Origin of the sequence: Hymenobacter baengnokdamensis, from assembly GCF_008728635.1 — a bacterium.
Lineage (GTDB): Bacteria > Bacteroidota > Bacteroidia > Cytophagales > Hymenobacteraceae > Hymenobacter > Hymenobacter baengnokdamensis.
Window position 1 is genome coordinate 4,120,727 of record NZ_CP044285.1, and the last position, 18,411, is coordinate 4,139,137.

Annotated in this window: 9 protein-coding genes, 3 tRNA genes and 3 rRNA genes; 5 read left to right on the forward strand and 10 right to left on the reverse strand. The window is 55.7% G+C overall.

All coding sequences use genetic code 11. From position 1 onward, the window contains the following. Positions 1–108: 108 nt before the first annotated feature. The 3 genes from F6X24_RS17545 (at position 109) to F6X24_RS17555 (ending at position 6,369) form a co-directional block, all read left to right on the forward strand. The gene (locus tag F6X24_RS17545; RefSeq protein WP_151089239.1) at positions 109–3,012 is read left to right on the forward strand and encodes a TonB-dependent receptor; all 2,904 of its coding nucleotides are present in this window, start codon (positions 109–111) and stop codon (positions 3,010–3,012) included. 86 nt (positions 3,013–3,098) lie between these two features. Then, positions 3,099–4,805: an NADPH-dependent assimilatory sulfite reductase hemoprotein subunit gene (locus F6X24_RS17550; RefSeq protein ID WP_151089240.1), complete on the forward strand. Its 1,707-nt coding sequence runs from the start codon at positions 3,099–3,101 to the stop codon at positions 4,803–4,805. A gap of 37 nt (positions 4,806–4,842) precedes the next feature. Beyond that, positions 4,843–6,369 (forward strand): TSUP family transporter, encoded by a 1,527-nt coding sequence (locus F6X24_RS17555; protein ID WP_191906377.1) that lies wholly within the window; start codon positions 4,843–4,845, stop codon positions 6,367–6,369. Positions 6,370–6,648: 279 nt separating this feature from the next. Here the strand turns inward: F6X24_RS17555 and rrf are convergent. The 5 genes from rrf to F6X24_RS17580 all read right to left on the reverse strand — a co-directional run bounded on the left by rrf (position 6,649) and on the right by F6X24_RS17580 (position 11,785). Continuing rightward, positions 6,649–6,760 (reverse strand): 5S ribosomal RNA (gene rrf / locus F6X24_RS17560). Between the two features lie 87 nt (positions 6,761–6,847). Further along, positions 6,848–9,761: ribosomal RNA gene (locus F6X24_RS17565) — 23S ribosomal RNA — on the reverse strand. 198 nt (positions 9,762–9,959) lie between these two features. Further along, positions 9,960–10,033 (reverse strand) — tRNA-Ala (locus F6X24_RS17570). A 37-nt stretch (positions 10,034–10,070) separates the two neighbouring features. Next, positions 10,071–10,144, reverse strand: a tRNA-Ile gene (locus F6X24_RS17575). 125 nt (positions 10,145–10,269) lie between these two features. Next, positions 10,270–11,785: ribosomal RNA gene (locus F6X24_RS17580) — 16S ribosomal RNA — on the reverse strand. The 16S, 23S and 5S rRNA genes sit together here with 2 tRNA genes alongside, the layout of an rRNA operon. 666 nt (positions 11,786–12,451) lie before the next feature. Between F6X24_RS17580 and F6X24_RS17585 the strand changes: the two genes are divergently transcribed. Beyond that, on the forward strand, positions 12,452–13,174 hold the full coding sequence (locus tag F6X24_RS17585; RefSeq protein WP_151089242.1) for a YARHG domain-containing protein: 723 nt from the start codon (positions 12,452–12,454) through the stop codon (positions 13,172–13,174). Here F6X24_RS17585 and F6X24_RS17590 read toward each other — a convergent pair. The 5 genes from F6X24_RS17590 to F6X24_RS17610 all read right to left on the reverse strand — a co-directional run bounded on the left by F6X24_RS17590 (position 13,163) and on the right by F6X24_RS17610 (position 18,191). Next, on the reverse strand, positions 13,163–14,431 hold the full coding sequence (locus tag F6X24_RS17590; protein WP_151089243.1) for an adenylosuccinate synthase: 1,269 nt from the start codon (positions 14,429–14,431) through the stop codon (positions 13,163–13,165). The two genes, F6X24_RS17585 and F6X24_RS17590, sit on opposite strands and share 12 nt — an antisense overlap. Positions 14,432–14,560: 129 nt before the next feature. Further along, positions 14,561–14,911, reverse strand: a complete 351-nt coding sequence (locus F6X24_RS17595; RefSeq protein ID WP_151089244.1) for an STAS domain-containing protein — start codon at positions 14,909–14,911, stop codon at positions 14,561–14,563. A 71-nt stretch (positions 14,912–14,982) separates the two neighbouring features. Next, a complete protein-coding gene (locus tag F6X24_RS17600; protein ID WP_151089672.1) occupies positions 14,983–15,435 on the reverse strand; it encodes a Fur family transcriptional regulator in 453 nt (150 codons plus the stop codon). Between the two features lie 216 nt (positions 15,436–15,651). Beyond that, positions 15,652–15,951 (reverse strand): CHY zinc finger protein, encoded by a 300-nt coding sequence (locus F6X24_RS17605; protein ID WP_229725208.1) that lies wholly within the window; start codon positions 15,949–15,951, stop codon positions 15,652–15,654. A gap of 35 nt (positions 15,952–15,986) precedes the next feature. Then, the gene (locus tag F6X24_RS17610; protein WP_151089245.1) at positions 15,987–18,191 is read right to left on the reverse strand and encodes a RelA/SpoT family protein; all 2,205 of its coding nucleotides are present in this window, start codon (positions 18,189–18,191) and stop codon (positions 15,987–15,989) included. 131 nt (positions 18,192–18,322) lie between these two features. Between F6X24_RS17610 and F6X24_RS17615 the strand changes: the two genes are divergently transcribed. Then, positions 18,323–18,404, forward strand: a tRNA-Leu gene (locus F6X24_RS17615). The last annotated feature ends 7 nt before the right edge of the window (positions 18,405–18,411 follow it).

Below are 18,411 nucleotides of genomic sequence, written 5' to 3' on the forward strand. Positions count from 1 at the left end.
TGCAGCTGGCTGATTCCAGTATGCGGGCCCGATGTCGGACTAACGACGGCTTGTACGCCGCCTCCCACCCGCCTCCGAACTGCTTACATTCAAGAAATTGCATATTACATGAAACCCTACTACCCCACGATTTTCCTGTTTTTCCTGCTGCTACTGGCTAGTATCAGCGCTGTGTTCGCCCAAACTGAAGTTATTGCCATCAGTGGCGTGGTGCAGGAAAAAGGCAGCGGCCAACTGCTTCCCGGCGTGAGTGTCAGCATTAAAGGCACCAGTGCCGGCACCCAGAGCGATGCCGATGGCCGGTTTGCCCTCAAAGCCAAGCTTAATTACCCCTTTGTGCTCGTTTTCAATGCTATCGGGCACGAACCCATCGAGCTGGCTATCGTGAGCAGCCGCCAGCCGCTTAGCGTAGCCCTCGAACCCAGGGACGTGCTGACCAGCGAGGTAGTCGTATCGGCCTCCCGAGTTGAGGAAAACCGGCTCAAGTCGCCGGTCGCCATCGAGAAGCTGGATATCCGCGCCATCAAGGAAACACCCGCCCCAAGCTTCTACGACGCGCTCGAAAACGTGAAGGGCGTGCAGATGCTCACCAGCAGCCTCACCTTTAAAGTACCCAATACCAGGGGTTTCAACGTCCCGAACAACTTCCGCTTTATGCAGCTCGTCGATGGTGTTGATATGCAGGCCGCTACCCTGGGCGTACCGCTGGGCAACGCCATCGGGCCTACCGAGCTCGACATTGCCAGCGTCGAGATAACGCCTGGTGCCGCCTCGGCCCTCTACGGCATGAATGCCATCAACGGCCTGGCCAACCTCACTACCAAAAGCCCTTACACGTACCAGGGCCTGAGCGTGTACCAGAAAATCGGCGTCAACCACGTCGATGGCATCGACCGTAACCCGAGCGTGCTCACCGAAACGGCCGTGCGCTGGGCGCAGGCCCTCGGCCCCGGCAGCCGCTGGGCCTACAAGGTAAACCTCGACTTTTTGCGCGGTACCGACTGGCTCGCCAATAACCAGACTGACCAGAACCCGCAGCCGCTCGCTACGGCCAACCCGGCCTTCCCCGAGCTATCGGGCGCCTTCAACCCAGCCGCCGACCTCTGGAACCGCTACGGCGACGACAGCAACTCTTCGCTGACTATCACCGTGCCCTATAATGGTAAAAATCAGAAGTTTGTCGTAACCCGCACGGGTTATTACGAAAAGGATTTAGTCAACCCCACCGTGCGTAACCTCAAGGCTGATGCCAGCCTCCACTACAAGCTCACCGACCAGCTGGAGCTGAGCTACGGCTATCGCTTCGGCCTGATGGACGGGGTGTTTCAACGCGGCAACAAGATTCAGCTCGATGGCGTGACGGTGCAAAACCACAAGCTGGAGCTGCAGGGCAGCGACTTTACGGTGCGCGCCTACACATTGCTGGAAAATACCGGTAACTCTTACAATCTTAACCCACTATCGCTTAATCTCGACCTTCAGAACGGCTCTAATGCCGTGTGGGGCGCCCGCTTTACCGATGCGCTGAAAAGCCAGCTGGCCTCGGGCGTGGGCTTGGCCCCGGCGATGGTGGCCGCCCGCACTGCCGCCGACGCCGGCCGCGCCGAGCCCGGCACCCAGGCGTTTAACGACCTCAAAAGCCAGATTATTCGTATCAATAACTGGGATAGCGGCGTCAATGTGAAGGGGGCGCCTATTCCGGGCGGGGCGGCGCTCAGCCAGCACAGCCGCACGTATCACACAGAAGGGCTCTGGAACCTGGGCCCACGCATCAAGTTTGCCGATGTGCTGGTTGGGGCCGATGCCCGCCTGTACCAGATTATTCCCGATGGCAACAACTTCGTGGATTTCAGCCGGCCGCTGAGCGACCGCAGCCAGCCCGGCGGCAGCTACGTGTATTACCAGAAATACGGCGCTTTTGCCCAGGCCAGTAAGCTGCTGCTGAACGATAAGCTCAAGCTAACCGGCTCGCTGCGCGTCGACTACAACCCCGAGTTTACGGCTAAAGCAAATCCGCGCCTGGCGGCCGTGTATACGGTGGCCGAGAAGCACAACTTCCGCGCCTCGTACCAGAACGGCTGGCGCTTCCCTTCCCTGTTTGAGGCACTTTCCTTCGTAAATAACGGTAATGTGCGCCGCGTGGGCGGCCTGGCCCGCGTTAATGAGGGCCTCAACTACCTGCAAAACTCTTATACCAAGGCGTCCATCGACCAGTTCAACGCGGCCGTGAATGCCTACGTGGCGGCCAACCAGGGTGCCACCACCAGCCAGGCCGCTCTGCGGCCCGAGCTGCGCGGCCTGCTGCAAGTAGCCAATCTGCGCGTTGAGCAGCCCGAGCAAATCAACGCCTTCGAAGTAGGCTACCGTAGTGTACTATTAGACAATAAATTATCTATCGATGCCGATGCGTATTACAACGTTTACGCCGGTTTTCTGGGTCAGGTGGAGGTGAGCGTGCCCAAAAATGCCGCCAATGCTCAGGTATCGGTCGGCACCGACGACGCGGTCCTGGCAGCCCTGCGCGAAAACCGCGACGCCCGCCAGGACCGGTACCGCGTGTATACCAACTCGCGCCAGAACTACCACAGCTACGGCTCTACGCTGGGCCTGACGTACAATTTCTTCCAGAAATACACCGCCGGCGGCAATGTTAACTACAACGCCTTATCGGCTAATACCGAACCTGATGTGTTCGTCACTGGTTTTAATACGCCCAGGTGGGCCGGCAGTGCCTCCTTCGGCAACCGCGAAATTGTGCGCAACCTCGGCTTCAACGTTGTTTATCGCTGGCAAACGTCTTTCTACTGGGAAAGTCCGCTCGCCAACGGCACCGTGCCCGCCTATTCCAACCTCGATGCCCAGGTAAACCTGCGCGTGCCCACGCTGAAATCTACCATTAAGCTTGGCGGCACCAATATAGTAGACCACCGCTATTTTCAATATGCCGCCGGTCCGACCATCGGTGCGCTGTACTACGTGAGCGTCACCTTCGATGCCACTGTGCTGCACTAGCATTTCCGAAGTTAAAAGCGAAGGGTTAACACCCCGGTTTTATCTCCTTTTAACTCTTCCTTTTTACTTGTTACCTACGCCACTCCATGTCCGCCACCATCGCCCCCAAGCTTTCCGAAGTCGAGCACGTCAAGATTGCCAGCCGCTACCTGCGCGGTACCCTGGTCGATAGCCTCGCCAACCGCCTCACCGGCGCCCTCAACCCCGACGATACCCACCTTATCAAGTTTCACGGCTCCTACCAGCAAACCGACCGTGACCTCGACAGCGAGCGCAAGCAGCAAAAGCTTGAGCCATTGTTTTCCTTTATGATTCGGGTGCGCGTGCCCGGCGGCGTGGCCTCGGCCCGCCAGTGGCAGCGCATGGACGCGCTGGCCGATGCCTACGGCAACGGCACGCTCAAGCTTACCACCCGTCAGACTTTCCAGCTCCACGGGGTGCTCAAGCGCAACCTACCGGCCGCTATCCAGGGCTTTAACGAAGTTCAGATGGACAGTATCGCCGGCTGCGGCGATGTTAACCGCAACGTAATGTGCAACACCAATCCGCACGAGTCGGCGGTGCATCACCAAGTATACGAGCTGGCCAAAACCATCAGCGCCCACCTCACGCCGCGCACCACGGCCTACCGTGAGATATGGCTCGACGGCAGCCTGCAGGAAACCACCGAAGCCGTCGATGATGAGCCGATTTATGGCCATACCTACCTGCCGCGCAAGTTTAAAATTGCGCTGGCTCTGCCGCCCTACAACGACTCCGACATCTTCTCCAATGATATCGGTCTCATCGCTATCGAAGAAAATGGCCAGCTGCTGGGCTTCAACGTGGCCGTGGGCGGCGGCCTGGGTATGACCTTCGGCCTGCCCGAAACCTACCCGCGCCTGGCCGATATTATTGGCTTCGTGCCTACCGCCGAAGTGGTGGAGGTCTGCGAGAAAATCGTGACCATTCAGCGCGATTGGGGCAACCGCGAAAACCGCAAGCTCTCGCGCCTCAAATACACTATTGACCGCGTAGGTCTGCCGGCTTTCGTGGCCGAGTTGCACCAGCGCCTCGGCTACGAGCTGACCCCGGCGCGCCCCTATCAGTTTCACAGCTCCAGCGATGCCTTCGGCTGGACCGAAAGCCCTGGCGGCCTCGCCCAGCTCGTGCTCTTCGTGGAAGGCGGCCGTGTGCTCGACCGCCCCGGCTACCGCCTCAAGTCGGCCCTGCGCGAAATCAGCAGCTTCCACACCGGCGAGTTCCGCCTTACCGGCAACCAGAACCTGATTCTGGCTAACATCGAGCCCCAGTACCGCGCCCGCATCCAGGCCGGGCTGGAAGAAAACGGCTGCGCGCCCAAGGCCGAACAGCTTACCCGGCTGCGCCGCGATGCCCTGGCCTGCGTAGCGCTCAATACTTGCTCGCAAGCCTTCGCCGAGGCCGAGCGCTACCTGCCTCAGCTGCTCGATAAGCTCGACGCTGTTATTCGGGCGCACGACCTGGCCGACGCGGGTATTCTTATCCGCATGACCGGCTGTCCCAATGGCTGCGCCCGCCCCTACCTCGGCGAGATTGGTCTGGTAGGCCGGGCTCCCGGCCGCTACAACCTTTACCTTGGGGCCGACCACGCCGGCGAGCGCCTCAACAAGCTTTACCGCGAAATGCTGGACGAGGAGGGCATTATCCGGGAGTTAACTCCCATTTTCGCTGCCTACGCCGCGCAGCGTCAGGCCCAGGAGGGCTTTGGTGACTTTGTAGTGCGCCAGGGCTACGTGAAGGCGACTACGCACGGCCTGAATTTTCACGAGTAACTTACCGCCTGCCCAGCAAGTTATGCTGCCTCCCGCCATGGCTGACCTTCCGCTGCCCCCGCCAGCCGATACCGTAGCTTCCACCAGTCCGCCGCCTGCTACTGGTAACGACCTGTTTCCAGTCTTTCTTCAACTGGCGCAGTTTCGGGTATTGATTATCGGTGGGGGCCGCTTAGCTACGGAGCGCCTGAGTGCTATTTTACGCAATAGTCCTGCCACCAGCGTAACGATAATTAGCCCAGCCCTAACGCCAGCGTTGCACGAGTTGGCCGCACCCTACCCCCAGATAACGCTCTGTGAGCGCCCGTGGAATGCTACCGATTTTGTCCACCACGAGGTTCTCTTCATCGCTACCGATGAGATTACCCTTAATCAGCAAATTCAGACCGAATCTGCCCGGTTGCAACTGCTTACCAACGTAGCCGGCTCTGCCGATGGCACCGATTTCTTCCTGGCGTCCGTCGTCCGGAAAGGCGACCTCAAAATTGCTATTTCCACCAACGGCCAATCGCCCACCGTCGGTAAACGCTTGCGGGAAGTGCTTGAAGAAGCCCTGCCCGGCGAACTAGCCGCTGTGCTCCAGCAAATGAACCTCATCCGCAGCCGCCTGCAAGGCGATTTCACCCAAAAGGTAAAATCCCTGCATGCCGTTACGGCCGAGCTGGCCCACGGCCCCGCCTACGAAACGCCCGCTACCATCTACTGGCGGCGCGTAGCCACTGGCGCACTCATGACCTTCGCGGGCTTTATTCTGCTCAATATTCTTTCGTATTACGTTACCTGGCCGCAGCTGTGGGCACTGGCACAGTCTTCCACCACCTTCTATACGTTCGTGGCCGTCGGTTTCGGGGCGCAGCTCATCGATGGCCTGCTTGGCATGGGCTACGGCGTGGTGTCGGCCATCAGCCTGATGAGTATGGGTCTGCACCCGGCCGCCGTCAGCGCCAGCATCCACACCGCCGAGATGTTTGCTAGTGGAGCATCCGGCTATCACCACTACCGCTTCGGCAACGTTAATAAGCGCCTGTTTCGGGTTTTATTGCTCCCTGGCGTAGCCGGCTCCATCAGTGGTGCGCTGCTTCTAACGCACTTTGGGGATAAATACGGCACTTGGATTAAGCCCGCTCTAGCATTTTACCTGCTTCTACTCGGTGTTCGCATTATCAGCAAAGCCATTCGCAAGCCCCAGCAAGGCCGCCGAAAAGTTAAGAACGCTGGCTGGCTCGCTGGCGCTGGGGGCTTTCTGGACTCCTTTGGCGGCGGCGGTTGGGGGCCTCTTGTTACCAGCACCCTTATTGCTAATGGCCGTACCCCACAATACGTTATTGGGACAGTAAGCCTCGTCGAATTCTTTGTGACTTTTGCCAGTGCCCTAACCTTTTTCTCCTTGTTGGGCCTCTCTCACTGGCAAATCATTCTTGGCCTTATCGTAGGTGGTGTGGCAGCTGCTCCCATCGCCGCGCGCCTCGCCGGACGTATTCCTACCCGCTTCATGTTTGTCGGCGTGGGCCTAATGGTTATTTTTTGGAGCCTCTGGACGTTAGGTAAAATCGTTATGCAGTAGTAGGGAGCATTATAAAAATAGTTATTAAGACAAAAGGCATACTTAAATAGTATGCCTTTTGTCTTAATAACTATTAAAAATTCAAACATCTTCATATAATGAAAATGCTTTTTACTCTATTGCGTATGCTTATCACTTTCGTAAGTGCCTGATAACAGAAGATAGGCGTCTTATTTAGGCTGAAATTATAGGTCAAGGGCGGGCTGTAGTAAAGGGTACACACGCAAAAGCCCTGCTTACGCGCTGGGGAAAGCGGGGTAAGCAGGGCTTGGGTTATAAAGTTGGCGGCGACCGACTCTCCCACCGGTGAAGGCAGTACCATAGGCGCACCGGGGCTTAACGACTCTGTTCGGAATGGGAAGAGGTGAACACCCGGGCTAAAGCCACCATTGCTGGCGTTGCCTGTCGGGTTCAGGGACAGGCAGCAATACCGTTGACATAAGGGAAAAGAGAAAGAAGTAGAAAGACTGAGTGGGCCAAGCGTAAGTTCTCGGTTCCTTAGTACCGCTCAGCTGTGCTGTTTCCAGCTTTACACCTGCGGCCTATTGACGTGGTCGTCTACCACGAACCTTTCATTGGGATGACTCATCTGGAGGTGAGTTTCGCACTTAGATGCTTTCAGCGCTTATCTGCTCCCAGCGTAGCTACCCGGCGCTGCCCCTGGCGGGACAACCGGCGCACCAGCGGCTGGTCCAACTCGGTCCTCTCGTACTAAAGTCAGGTCCTCTCAATCATCCAACGCCCACCACAGATAGGGACCGAACTGTCTCACGACGTTCTGAACCCAGCTCGCGTGCCACTTTAATCGGCGAACAGCCGAACCCTTGGGACCTTCTCCAGCCCCAGGACGTGACGAGCCGACATCGAGGTGCCAAACCTCCCCGTCGATATGAGCTCTTGGGGGAGATCAGCCTGTTATCCCCGGCGTACCTTTTATCCTTTGAGCGATGGCCCTTCCATGCGGAACCACCGGATCACTATATCCGTCTTTCGACCCTGCTCGACTAGTCAGTCTCACAGTCAAGCCCGCTTCTACTATTGCGCTCTACGTACGGTTACCAAGCGTACTGAGCGGACCTTTGAAAGCCTCCGATACTCTTTTGGAGGCGACCACCCCAGTCAAACTACCCAGCAGCCACTGTTCTCTAAGAAACCTAGAGTTAGGCAACAGGCACAGTAAGGGCGGTATTTCAACGTTGGCTCCACGAGAGCTAGCGCCCCCGCTTCGACGCCTCCCGCCTATGCTACACATACTGAACCCATCACCAATGGCAACCTATAGTAAAGGTGCACGGGGTCTTTCCGTCCCGTGGCGGGTACTCGGCATCTTCACCGAGACTACAATTTCACCGAGCTCACGGCTGAGACAGCACCCAAATCGTTACACCATTCGTGCAGGTCGGAACTTACCCGACAAGGAATTTCGCTACCTTAGGACCGTTATAGTTACGGCCGCCGTTTACTGGGGCTTCGATTCAAGCCTTCGCCTTGCGACTAAGCTCCCCTCTTAACCTTCCAGCACCGGGCAGGTGTCAGGCCTTATACGTCCGCTTACGCGTTAGCAAAGCCATGTGTTTTTGTTAAACAGTCGCTTGGGTCTTTTCACTGCGGCTTCTCTATTACTAGAGGAAGCGTCCCTTCTCCCGAAGTTACAGGACCATTTTGCCGAGTTCCTTGGCCGTGATTCACTCGAGCGCCTCAGGATACTCTCCTTGACTACCTGTGTCGGTTTGCGGTACGGGCCGAGCTAGGATACAACGTTTAGCAGCTTTTCTTGGCAGTCCTTAGGCAGACTATCCACGTGGCCCGAAGGCCGTGTGGTACTATCACCTTTCCCCTAACTGAGCGTACTTCACTACTCTGTCATTAGGTACGGGCTTTAACGAGCACTTCCGTCCGCTCGCGCTGCTTTCATTCCTGCGTCCCTGCATCACTTCCTAGTCCGGGGGCCAGAATATCAACTGGCTTGCCATCGGGTACACCTCTCGGCTCTCCCTTAGGTCCCGCCTAACCCAATTCCGATTAGCGTTGAATTGGAAACCTTAGTCTATCGGCGAATAGGTTTCGCACCTATTTTATCGTTACTCATGCCTACATGTGCTTTTCTGGACGCTCCACCATGCCCTGACAGGACGGCTTCTCCGCAACCAGAATGCTCCCCTACCACTTACACAAAGTGTAAATCCCGCGCTTCGGTGCCTAGCTTGATGCCCGCGTATTATCGATGCCCGGTCGCTCGACCAGTGAGCTGTTACGCACTCTTTAAAGGAATGGCTGCTTCCAAGCCAACCTCCTGGCTGTCAAAGCAACTGGACCTCCTTTGTTCAACTTAGCTAGAACTTAGGGACCTTAGCGGCGGGTCTGGGTTCTTTCCCTCTCGGCCGGGGACCTTAGCACCCCAGGCCTCACTGCCGTGTATGAATTTGCTGGCATTCGGAGTTCATCAGGATTCGGTAGGCTCTGACACCCCCTAGTCCTATTGGTAGCTCTACCTCCAACAAACCTAACCACGACGCTGTACCTCAATACATTTCGGGGAGTACGAGCTATTTCCTAGTTTGATTGGCCTTTCACCCCTACCCTCAAGTCATCCAAATCCTTTTCAACGGAAACTGGTTCGGACCTCCACAGCGTGTTACCGCTCCTTCATCCTGCTCAAGGGTAGCTCACTAGGTTTCGCGTCTACCCCCCCTGACTACGCGCCCTGTTCAGACTCGCTTTCGCTGCGGCTGCGCGCCTTCAAGCGCTTAACCTTGCCAGGGAGGAGTAACTCGTAGGCTCATTATGCAAAAGGCACGCTATCAGACTACAAAAGTCCTCTAACTGCTTGTAAGCACACGGTTTCAGGTTCTTTTCACTCCGCTATCCGCGGTTCTTTTCACCTTTCCCTCACGGTACTGGTTCACTATCGGTGTCTCAGGAGTATGTAGCCTTAGCGGATGGTGCCGCTGGATTCAGACGGGGTTTCTCCGGCCCCGCCCTACTCAGGATACCACTAGCGTAAATCAGAATTGTCGCTTACCGGGCTCTCACCGTCTCTGGCGTGTTTTCCCACACACTTCAGCTAACTCGATTTAATCACATGGCGTGGTCCTACAACCCCAGAGCGGCCGTAACCGCCCTGGTTTGGGCTCCTCCCCGTTCGCTCGCCACTACTTGGGGAATCATTGTTATTTTCTGTTCCTGTCGGTACTGAGATGTTTCAGTTCCCAACGTTTGCCCTCTTCTCCGAAAAGAAGAGTCACTGGTCTTCAACCAGTGGGGTTGCCCCATTCGGACATCTCGGGATATAACGGGTATGTGCCCCTCCCCCGAGCTTATCGCAGCTTATCGCGTCCTTCTTCGCCTCTGAGACCCTAGGCATCCCCCGTGTGCTCTTACTTACTTCTCGCTTGCGATTCTCTACACTCGACGTGTAGAAGAACTGCTGCTAGTCTGTGACTAACAGCCCGCTTTGTACTTCTCTCTCTTGTTTTCCCTTACGTCAAAGAACGTTTATCATCCACTTGATGATAAATGCGGAATAGCTGAACTGCTTCAGGCTAAACCAATACTATTAAAGCACTTTCTCAATTAGAAAGTGTAGTCAGTGGAGGATAACGGAGTCGAACCGTTGACCCCCTGCGTGCAAGGCAGGTGCTCTAGCCAGCTGAGCTAATCCCCCGGAAGTTGGCCTGCAAGCAGAATCCCGCTGCTGCCAGTGGGCCTGCCTGGACTCGAACCAGGGACCTCTACATTATCAGTGTAGCGCTCTAACCACCTGAGCTACAAGCCCGGGTTCGCTCTGCCCACTTGCGAGGGCAATGCAGAATCCGATAAAATCGTTGAATGAAGGAAATAAACAAAATGTGGGGCCAATCGACCCGAAATATACTAAGCCAAAGAGCAAGGCAGCTCCAGAAAGGAGGTGATCCAGCCGCACCTTCCGGTACGGCTACCTTGTTACGACTTAGCCCTAATTACCTGTTCTACCCTAACTGGCTTCGTTGCGGAGCACCAGCTTCAGGTCTACCAGACTTTCATGGCTTGACGGGCGGTGTGTACAAGGCCCGGGAACGTATTCACCGCGCCATGGCTGATGCGCGATTACTAGTGATTCCAGCTTCACGGAGTCGAGTTGCAGACTCCGATCCGAACTGAGAACGGCTTTTCGAGATTGGCATCTGGTCGCCCAGTAGCTACCCGCTGTACCGTCCATTGTAGCACGTGTGTCGCCCTAGGCGTAAGGGCCATGATGACCTGACGTCGTCCCCGCCTTCCTCACTGCTTGCGCAGGCAGTCTGGCTAGAGTCCCCACCATTACGTGCTGGCAACTAACCATAGGGGTTGCGCTCGTTGCGGGACTTAACCCAACACCTCACGGCACGAGCTGACGACGGCCATGCAGCACCTTGCTTTGTGTCCCGAAGGAAAGGCTCATCTCTGAGCCGGTCACGCGCATTCTAGCCTAGGTAAGGTTCCTCGCGTATCATCGAATTAAACCACATGCTCCACCACTTGTGCGGGCCCCCGTCAATTCCTTTGAGTTTCACTCTTGCGAGCGTACTCCCCAGGTGGGATACTTATCGGTTTCCCTAAGCCACGGACAATCTTTAGCCCGCAGCGAGTATCCATCGTTTACGGCGTGGACTACCAGGGTATCTAATCCTGTTCGCTCCCCACGCTGTCGTGCCTCAGCGTCAGTAACAGCCTAGTCAGCTGCCTTCGCAATCGGGGTTCTGGACCGTATCTATGCATTTCACCGCTACTCGGTCCATTCCGCCAACCTCGTCTGTACTCAAGCTCTCCAGTATCCAGGGCAGTTCCGCTGTTGAGCAGCGGGCTTTCACCCCGGACTTAAAGAGCCGCCTACGCACCCTTTAAACCCAATAAATCCGGACAACGCTCGCACCCTCCGTATTACCGCGGCTGCTGGCACGGAGTTAGCCGGTGCTTATTCTGCAGGTACCGTCATCACACTACACGTAGTGCTTATTCTTCCCTGTCAAAAGCAGTTTACGACTCAGAAAGCCTTCGTCCTGCACGCGGCATGGCTGGGTCAGGCTCTCGCCCATTGCCCAATATTCCCTACTGCTGCCTCCCGTAGGAGTCGGGCCCGTATCTCAGTGCCCGTGTGGGGGACCAGCCTCTCAGCTCCCCTAGTCATCGTCGCCTTGGGCAGCCGTTACCCACCCAACTAGCTAATGACCCGCAACCCCATCCACATTCAATAAATCTTTAACAGACACCCGATGCCGGGTACATGTATCATGCGGTATTAATCCGCCTTTCGGCGGGCTATCCCCCAAATGTGGGTAGGTTAGTTACGTGTTACGCACCCGTGCGCCACTAGATGTATTGCTACACCCCGTTCGACTTGCATGTATTAGGCCTGCCGCTAGCGTTCATCCTGAGCCAGGATCAAACTCTCCATTGTAAAATATTCCTAATCCACTACCTAAATAGGGACGTTGTCGAGATGCTTGCCTCGCTCTTTTTGTTTGACGTTTTTAATTCGTGTCGTTTGGTTTCGTCATGTTAGTAGGCTTAGAGCTTACTACCGTGACTCCTCACGTTTTGTCTATTTCCAACATTCAAAGAACGATTGTTGCTTCCATTTGAAGCAACATGGTGGGCTAGTTACCAGCCCGTTTTCGCTGTTTGCAGCGCCCTGTTTGTGATTGGGAGTGCAAAGATAGCTAAATTTTTCGACTTTCCAAATTCGAAGCGAAAATTTTTAAGTTTTTCGCTTCTTCTTTTTTCGTCTAAGTCGCTTCCGGTTGAAGCGGGGTGCAAAGGTACGGTGAGCTTTTCCGGCTTTGCAAGAGGTTTGAAAAATTTCTTTTTCTAAGTCTTGCGGTAAGACACGCCGGCCGGGGGGTTCCGTGGGCTCTGCTTTTTTCTGGGGACTTGCGTTTTCCAGAGTTTCCAGTGGGCCTTTTGCCGTTTGGGACTGCAAAGGTAGGATAATTTTTTGGGTTGACAAGCGATGGGGTACGGAATAAGGTGGGTGAGGGTTGTAAGTGGCTGGGCTTGGGGCAGAAAAATTTGATTGATATTTGTCTTCCTATTACCAGCATCTTTCGCTACTCAATTTCATTCGATGCGTATTACTTTCCTTTACCTCATCTTATATCTTTCTGTTTTAACATCTTACAGCCAAACAATATTTGTAACTGATGCTATTCCGGCATCTATTTTTACAAAATGGACTGCTGCAACGTCCAATACTTATGAAGGCGTTTATCATTTTGGGGTATCGGAAGCAGAGTCAGACTTTGCGCTGGTGGTGAGTGATGGGATTATGACGGCTCAAATCCGCTCTGGCGAGTGGACGACGAAGCCGGAGCGATGGCAGACGGAATATCAAACCCTTACCAGCGTCAGAATCATTGGGAACAAGTTTTATTCAAAAGAGACTGAGGGAGATTTTGTGACGTTTCTTAATGAGGGTAAAAAGGTTTATGGCTTGCGGGTGAGGAAACCTTGGAGCGTTTCGCTGGAGAAGGGGCAACTGGAAGTTGGTGCACGCATTGAACCACTTACTGATTATTACGCTGGTAAATACCCACAGGCTTCTTATCAGGTGCTAAAGCCAGCAGAACTTACTCAGTATAGTAAGGCGCAGCTTGCGCTGATGCGGAATGAGGTGTTTGCCCGATATGGGTACGCATTTTCGAAGAATGAAAAGCTGCGACTGTATTTCAGAAAACAGGAGTGGTACCAAGCAGAGAAGGTTTCTCTTGACTTGATACTCACTCCTATTGAGAAAAAGAATCTGCTGACGATACAGGCGGCAGAAGCTCAGGCAGCGTTACCGAAATAGCGTACTGACTCTATCCGGCCCGACGCTGACGATGCGGATGGGCACTTGCAACTCCTTTTCGAGGAAGGCCAGGTAATCCTGGAGGGGCTGAGGAAATTGGGCGGCGTCGGTGACCTGGGTGAGGTCGGTGTGCCAGCCGGGAATGGTGACGTACTCGGGGGTAATTTGTTCGAGTTGGCCGGGGTCGGGCAGGTTAGGCGTGCTATCGCCGGTGGGAGTACGGTAGTGGGTGCAGGCCCGGATTTCGGTGAAGCCATCGAGCACGTCGGCTTTCATGAGGTGCAGCTCGGTGACGCCGTTGAGCATGATGGCGTAGCGCAGGGCGGGCAGGTCTATCCAGCCGGTGCGGCGGGGGCGGCCGGTGGTAGAGCCGAACTCGCGGCCGGCCTGGCGGATTTGCTCGCCGACTTCGTCGGTGAGTTCGGTGGGGAAAGGACCGCTGCCGACGCGGGTGCAGTAGGCTTTGGTGATGCCATATACCTTATCTATATGGCGGGGGGCAATGCCGAGGCCGGTGCAAGCGCCAGCCGCAATGGTGCTGGAGGACGTAACGTAGGGATACGTGCCGAAGTCGATATCCAGCAAAGAGCCCTGGGCACCTTCGGCGAGAATACGCTTACCCTGGCTGAGGAGGTCGTTGAGCAGAAACTCGGTATCGATGAGCTGGAGGGTGCGCAGGAACTCAACGGCCGAGAAGAATTCGGCTTCAAACGCACCGATTTCCAACTCCTTATGATAATGAGCGGCGATGCTGGCGTGGTGGGCGACGGCTTCGTGGTAGCGCTCCTGAAAATCGGGGAGCAGAATGTGGCTGACGCGCAGGCCCACGCGGCCGATTTTATCGGAGTACGTGGGGCCGATGCCTTTGAGGGTGCTGCCGATTTTGGTGTTGCCGCGGGCTTCTTCGCTGATGCGGTCGAGGGCGCGGTGCGAGGGCAGGATGAGCTGCGCTTTTTTGGAGATGTAGAGGTTTTGGCTATAGTCTACTCCCCTATCCGTCAGCTTTTGCAGCTCGGCCCGAAACACGACAGGGTCGAGTACGACGCCGTTGCCGACGATATTGAGGATGTGGGGGTGAAAAATTCCGCTCGGCACCTGGTGCAAGACGTGCTTGATACCGTCGAAGGTGAGGGTATGGCCGGCGTTGGGGCCGCCCTGGAAACGGGCTACGGCGTCGTAAGTAGGCGCTAGCACGTCCACTATTTTTCCTTTTCCTTCGTCGCCCCACTGGAGGCCTACTAACACGTCTACTGGCATCTTGATTTTGGTTTATCGCGCTCCTGACACAACTCTACTGCGGCTCCGTATTCTGTAAGCGAGAGAAGAGCCGGGCTGTTTGCAGCGCCTGGTATAGTATTTTGAAATTTATGGCAAAAAAACAGCCGCCTAAGAGGCGGCTGGGGCTAGCTGTTGGCGGGCGGCGGCCTGGTCGGCAGTCACGGTGAAGATGTTGTTGAGCTTGGTAAGCGCCAGCATCTTCTTAGGATGGTCGGCGGGATTAATAAGAACCAACTCGCCGCCGCGACTCCGGAACTTGGTAAGTAGCGAAACGAGGACTCCGATGCCCGTACTATTAATATAGCGAATAGCCGATAAATCAACGGCGCAATTGGTGACGGCGTCGCCGAGGTGCTCATTTACACTTTGCAGGAGCTGCTGGGTATCGGGGCTGCCGATGAGGTCGCCGGCAAGCGTAATGTACAGAATACCGTCGGTTAGGGTGCTGGTGGTGGTCATTCGGGGGGCGCTGCGTCGGCTTCTTTCCTACTTCAGACAGGAAAAACAGCTGGTAAAGGCAGGTAAGTAGCTTAACTTGGTGGTGTGGCGGCGGCTTTGGCGCGGCAATCGCCGCAGATGCCGTACAAATTTAGGGAGTGATGCAGGATATGAAAGTTGAGCAAGTCGCCAACCATCGTTTGAATGCCATGAATACGCGGGTCGCAGAACTCTACCACCTTGTGGCACTCGGTGCAAATAACGTGGTCGTGCTGCCGGTAGCCATAGCTTTTTTCGTACTGCGCCAGGTTGCGGCCAAACTGGTGCTTGCTCACCAGGCCCTGCTCTACGAGCAAATCGAGGGTATTATACACCGTAGCGCGGCTTACTTGCAGGTTGCGCTCCTTCATACCGGCGTAAAGCTCCTCGACATCGAAGTGCCCTGAGCGAACATATATTTCTTCTAATATAGCATAGCGCTCCGCCGTTTTGCGCAGGCCTTTATTTTCGAGGTGCGCGGTAAATATTTTTTTCACTTCCTCCAGGCGGCTGGTATTGAGGACTGCCTCGCTGGCGGCGCTGGGCGTGTGGCGGGCCGCGTACCCCGCATCAGACGAGCCGCCGACCTCCGGCCCCAGCGCGGCACTGGCCGGGCTGCTGGCCGCAGAGTGGCTGGCAAAAGAAGAACCTTTAGAAGAATTCACGGGATAAAAACAGCTGGATTGTAAGCTACAAACCTAAATAAGGTAGCGTCTGGTTTTTCAGACTTCGAAATAAAGCGGGTAATGGTTGGCGCAGCCTGGGTTGAAGGCCGCCCAGCAGGCCGGGCAGGTGTTGTTGCAGGCCAGATAATCGGCGATGGATAGCGTAGTGCGGCAGTTGCCACACAAAACGGCGGGTGTCTGGCGCTCGTCTTTGCCCCACACCGCCGGCGCGTGGCCGGCCAGCTCATTATGGCAGCTGATGCAGGCGTAGAAGGTATCGCAGCACTTATGCTTTATGGCGATGATATCGCGCTCCGAGTGATAATGCGCGCATTGGGTGCGCTCGTTGACCCCCACACCCAGGCATGATATATATTTTTTACTATGTTCCATCACGACTCGAATCGCTCGACCTGCAACACGCCGTTTACCTTGGAAAGCCGTTGTATGAGCTTGTTGAGGTGGTCGGTATCATTGACGAATACCATAATCTGGCCTTCAAAAAATCCGTCGTCAGAATCGACGGTGATAGAGCGCATATTTACCTTGAGGCTGGTGGAGATGATGCGCGTGACATCGTTGACGAGGCCCACGCGGTCGGAGCCCTTGATGCGGATGCCGGCCAGAAAGGCCAGCTCCAGCTGGTCGGTCCACTTGGCGCGCACGATACGGTTGCCGTAGTTCGACATCAAATCGACGGCGCGGGGGCAGGTAGTGCGATGAATGATAAGGCCGGTTTCAGTTTCGAAGCCAAATACATCATCGCCGGGGATAGGATTGCAGCAGCGCGCCAGGCTGTGGTTAAACTTGTCGGTACGCTCGCCCACGACCAGCATATCGGCGCGCACTCCCCTGATTTTCTGCACCTCGTGGTCGAAGGTCTTGCGCTCCAGCACCGACCCGACCCGGGCGGCAGTAGTGGTCTTGAATAAAGAGTCGCGGATTTCGCGGCCATCGAGCTGCCCTACGGCCAGGCGATAATAAAAGTCCTGCGCATTGGCGACGTTGAAGTACACCAGCAGGCGCTGAAAGTTTTCGGGGGTGTTTTCAATGCCAATCAGCTCCAGCCGCTTTTCCAGAATAAACTTCCCATCGTCGGCTTTGGCACGCTTATCGTCGCGCAGGAACTCCTTTATTTTCGACTTTGCCTTACTGGTAATAACGTAGTTGAGCCATTCGGGCGTGGGGCGCTGCTTGTGCGAGGTCAGGATTTCGACCTGGTCGCCGTTGCGCAGCTGGTAGCTGAAAGGCTCCAGCTTCTGGTTGACTTTGGCGCCGAGGCAATGCAGCCCGATGTGCGTATGAATATCGAACGCAAAGTCGAGGGCCGTAGCCTTATCGGGCAAAATAACCAGCTTGCCTTTGGGCGTGAAGGTATAGACTTCTTTCACAAACAGGTTTTGGCGAAACTCGTCCATGAACTCCAGGGCGCTGGAGTTATTGGTTTCCAGCATTTCGCGCACGCGGTTTACCCACGCTTCGAGCGTCGATTCGGGTTGCAGGCTGCCGGTGTCTTTGTACTTCCAGTGGGCGGCGTAGCCTTTTTCGGCGATGTCGTCCATGCGCCGCGAGCGGATTTGTACCTCTACCCACTGGCCGGGGTGCGACATGACGGTGGTGTGCAGGCTCTCGTAGCCGTTGGCCTTGGGCGTGCTCACCCAGTCGCGCAGGCGGTCGGGGTTGGGCTGGTAAAAGTCCGTCACGATAGAGTACACCTGCCAGCAGGCGGCCTTTTCCTGCTCGGGCGGCACGTCGAGGATGACGCGGATGGCAAACAGGTCGTACACCTCTTCAAAGGTGACGTTTTGCTTGCGCATCTTCTTGAGAATGGAATAGATACTCTTGGGGCGGCCCTTTATCTCGTAGTGAAAGCCCTGCGCCTTAAGCTCATCATCAATGGGCTGCACAAACTCCTTGATAAAGCGATTACGGGCGCTTTGGCTTTGCTTTACTTTGCCCTTCAGCTCGTTGTACACCTCCGTATCGGTGTATTTGAGGTGCAGGTCTTCCAACTCCGTTTTAATGGCGTAGAGGCCCAGCCGGTGCGCCAGCGGCGCGTAGAGGTAAATGGTTTCGCTGGCGATTTTGAGCTGCTTGTGGCGCGGCATCGAGTCGAGCGTGCGCATGTTGTGCAGGCGGTCGGCGAGCTTAATGAGAATCACGCGCACATCTTCGCTGAGCGTGAGCAGCATCTTGCGAAAATTTTCGGCCTGCTCGCTGGTGCCGTACTCGAAGACACCCGAAATTTTGGTCAGGCCATCGATAATACGCGCCGTTTTGTGGCCGAAGTCGCGCTCAATATCCGAAATTTCGGTAGGCGTATCCTCCACTACATCGTGCAGCAGCGCCGCCACGATGCTGGTAGTGCCAAGGCCGATTTCTTCCACGGCAATCTGGGCCACGGCCAGCGGGTGCAGAATATAGGGCTCGCCCGATTTACGGCGCATATCCTTATGCGCCTCCAGGCTTTGATTGAACGCCTTCTTAATCAGCTTAGTATCACCATCGTGCAGATACGGCTTGGCCGTGCGCAGCAGGCGGCGATAGTGGCGCAGGATTTCCTGGCGTTCGGCTTCGAGGTCGATTACGGGTGGCATGGTACCACAAATAACAAGCGTAGGAAAGGAAAGGTGACAGCGGCATACTTATTCTAGCCGGACTTTTGCGAAGCTACCGAATAAGTAGTACCTTTGCGGCCCCGCTACGAACGGCAGCGGGAAGCCCAACTGCGGATGTGGCGAAATTGGTAGACGCGCCAGATTTAGGCTCTGGTTCCGTAAGGTGTGTGGGTTCGAGTCCCTCCATCCGCACGACGAA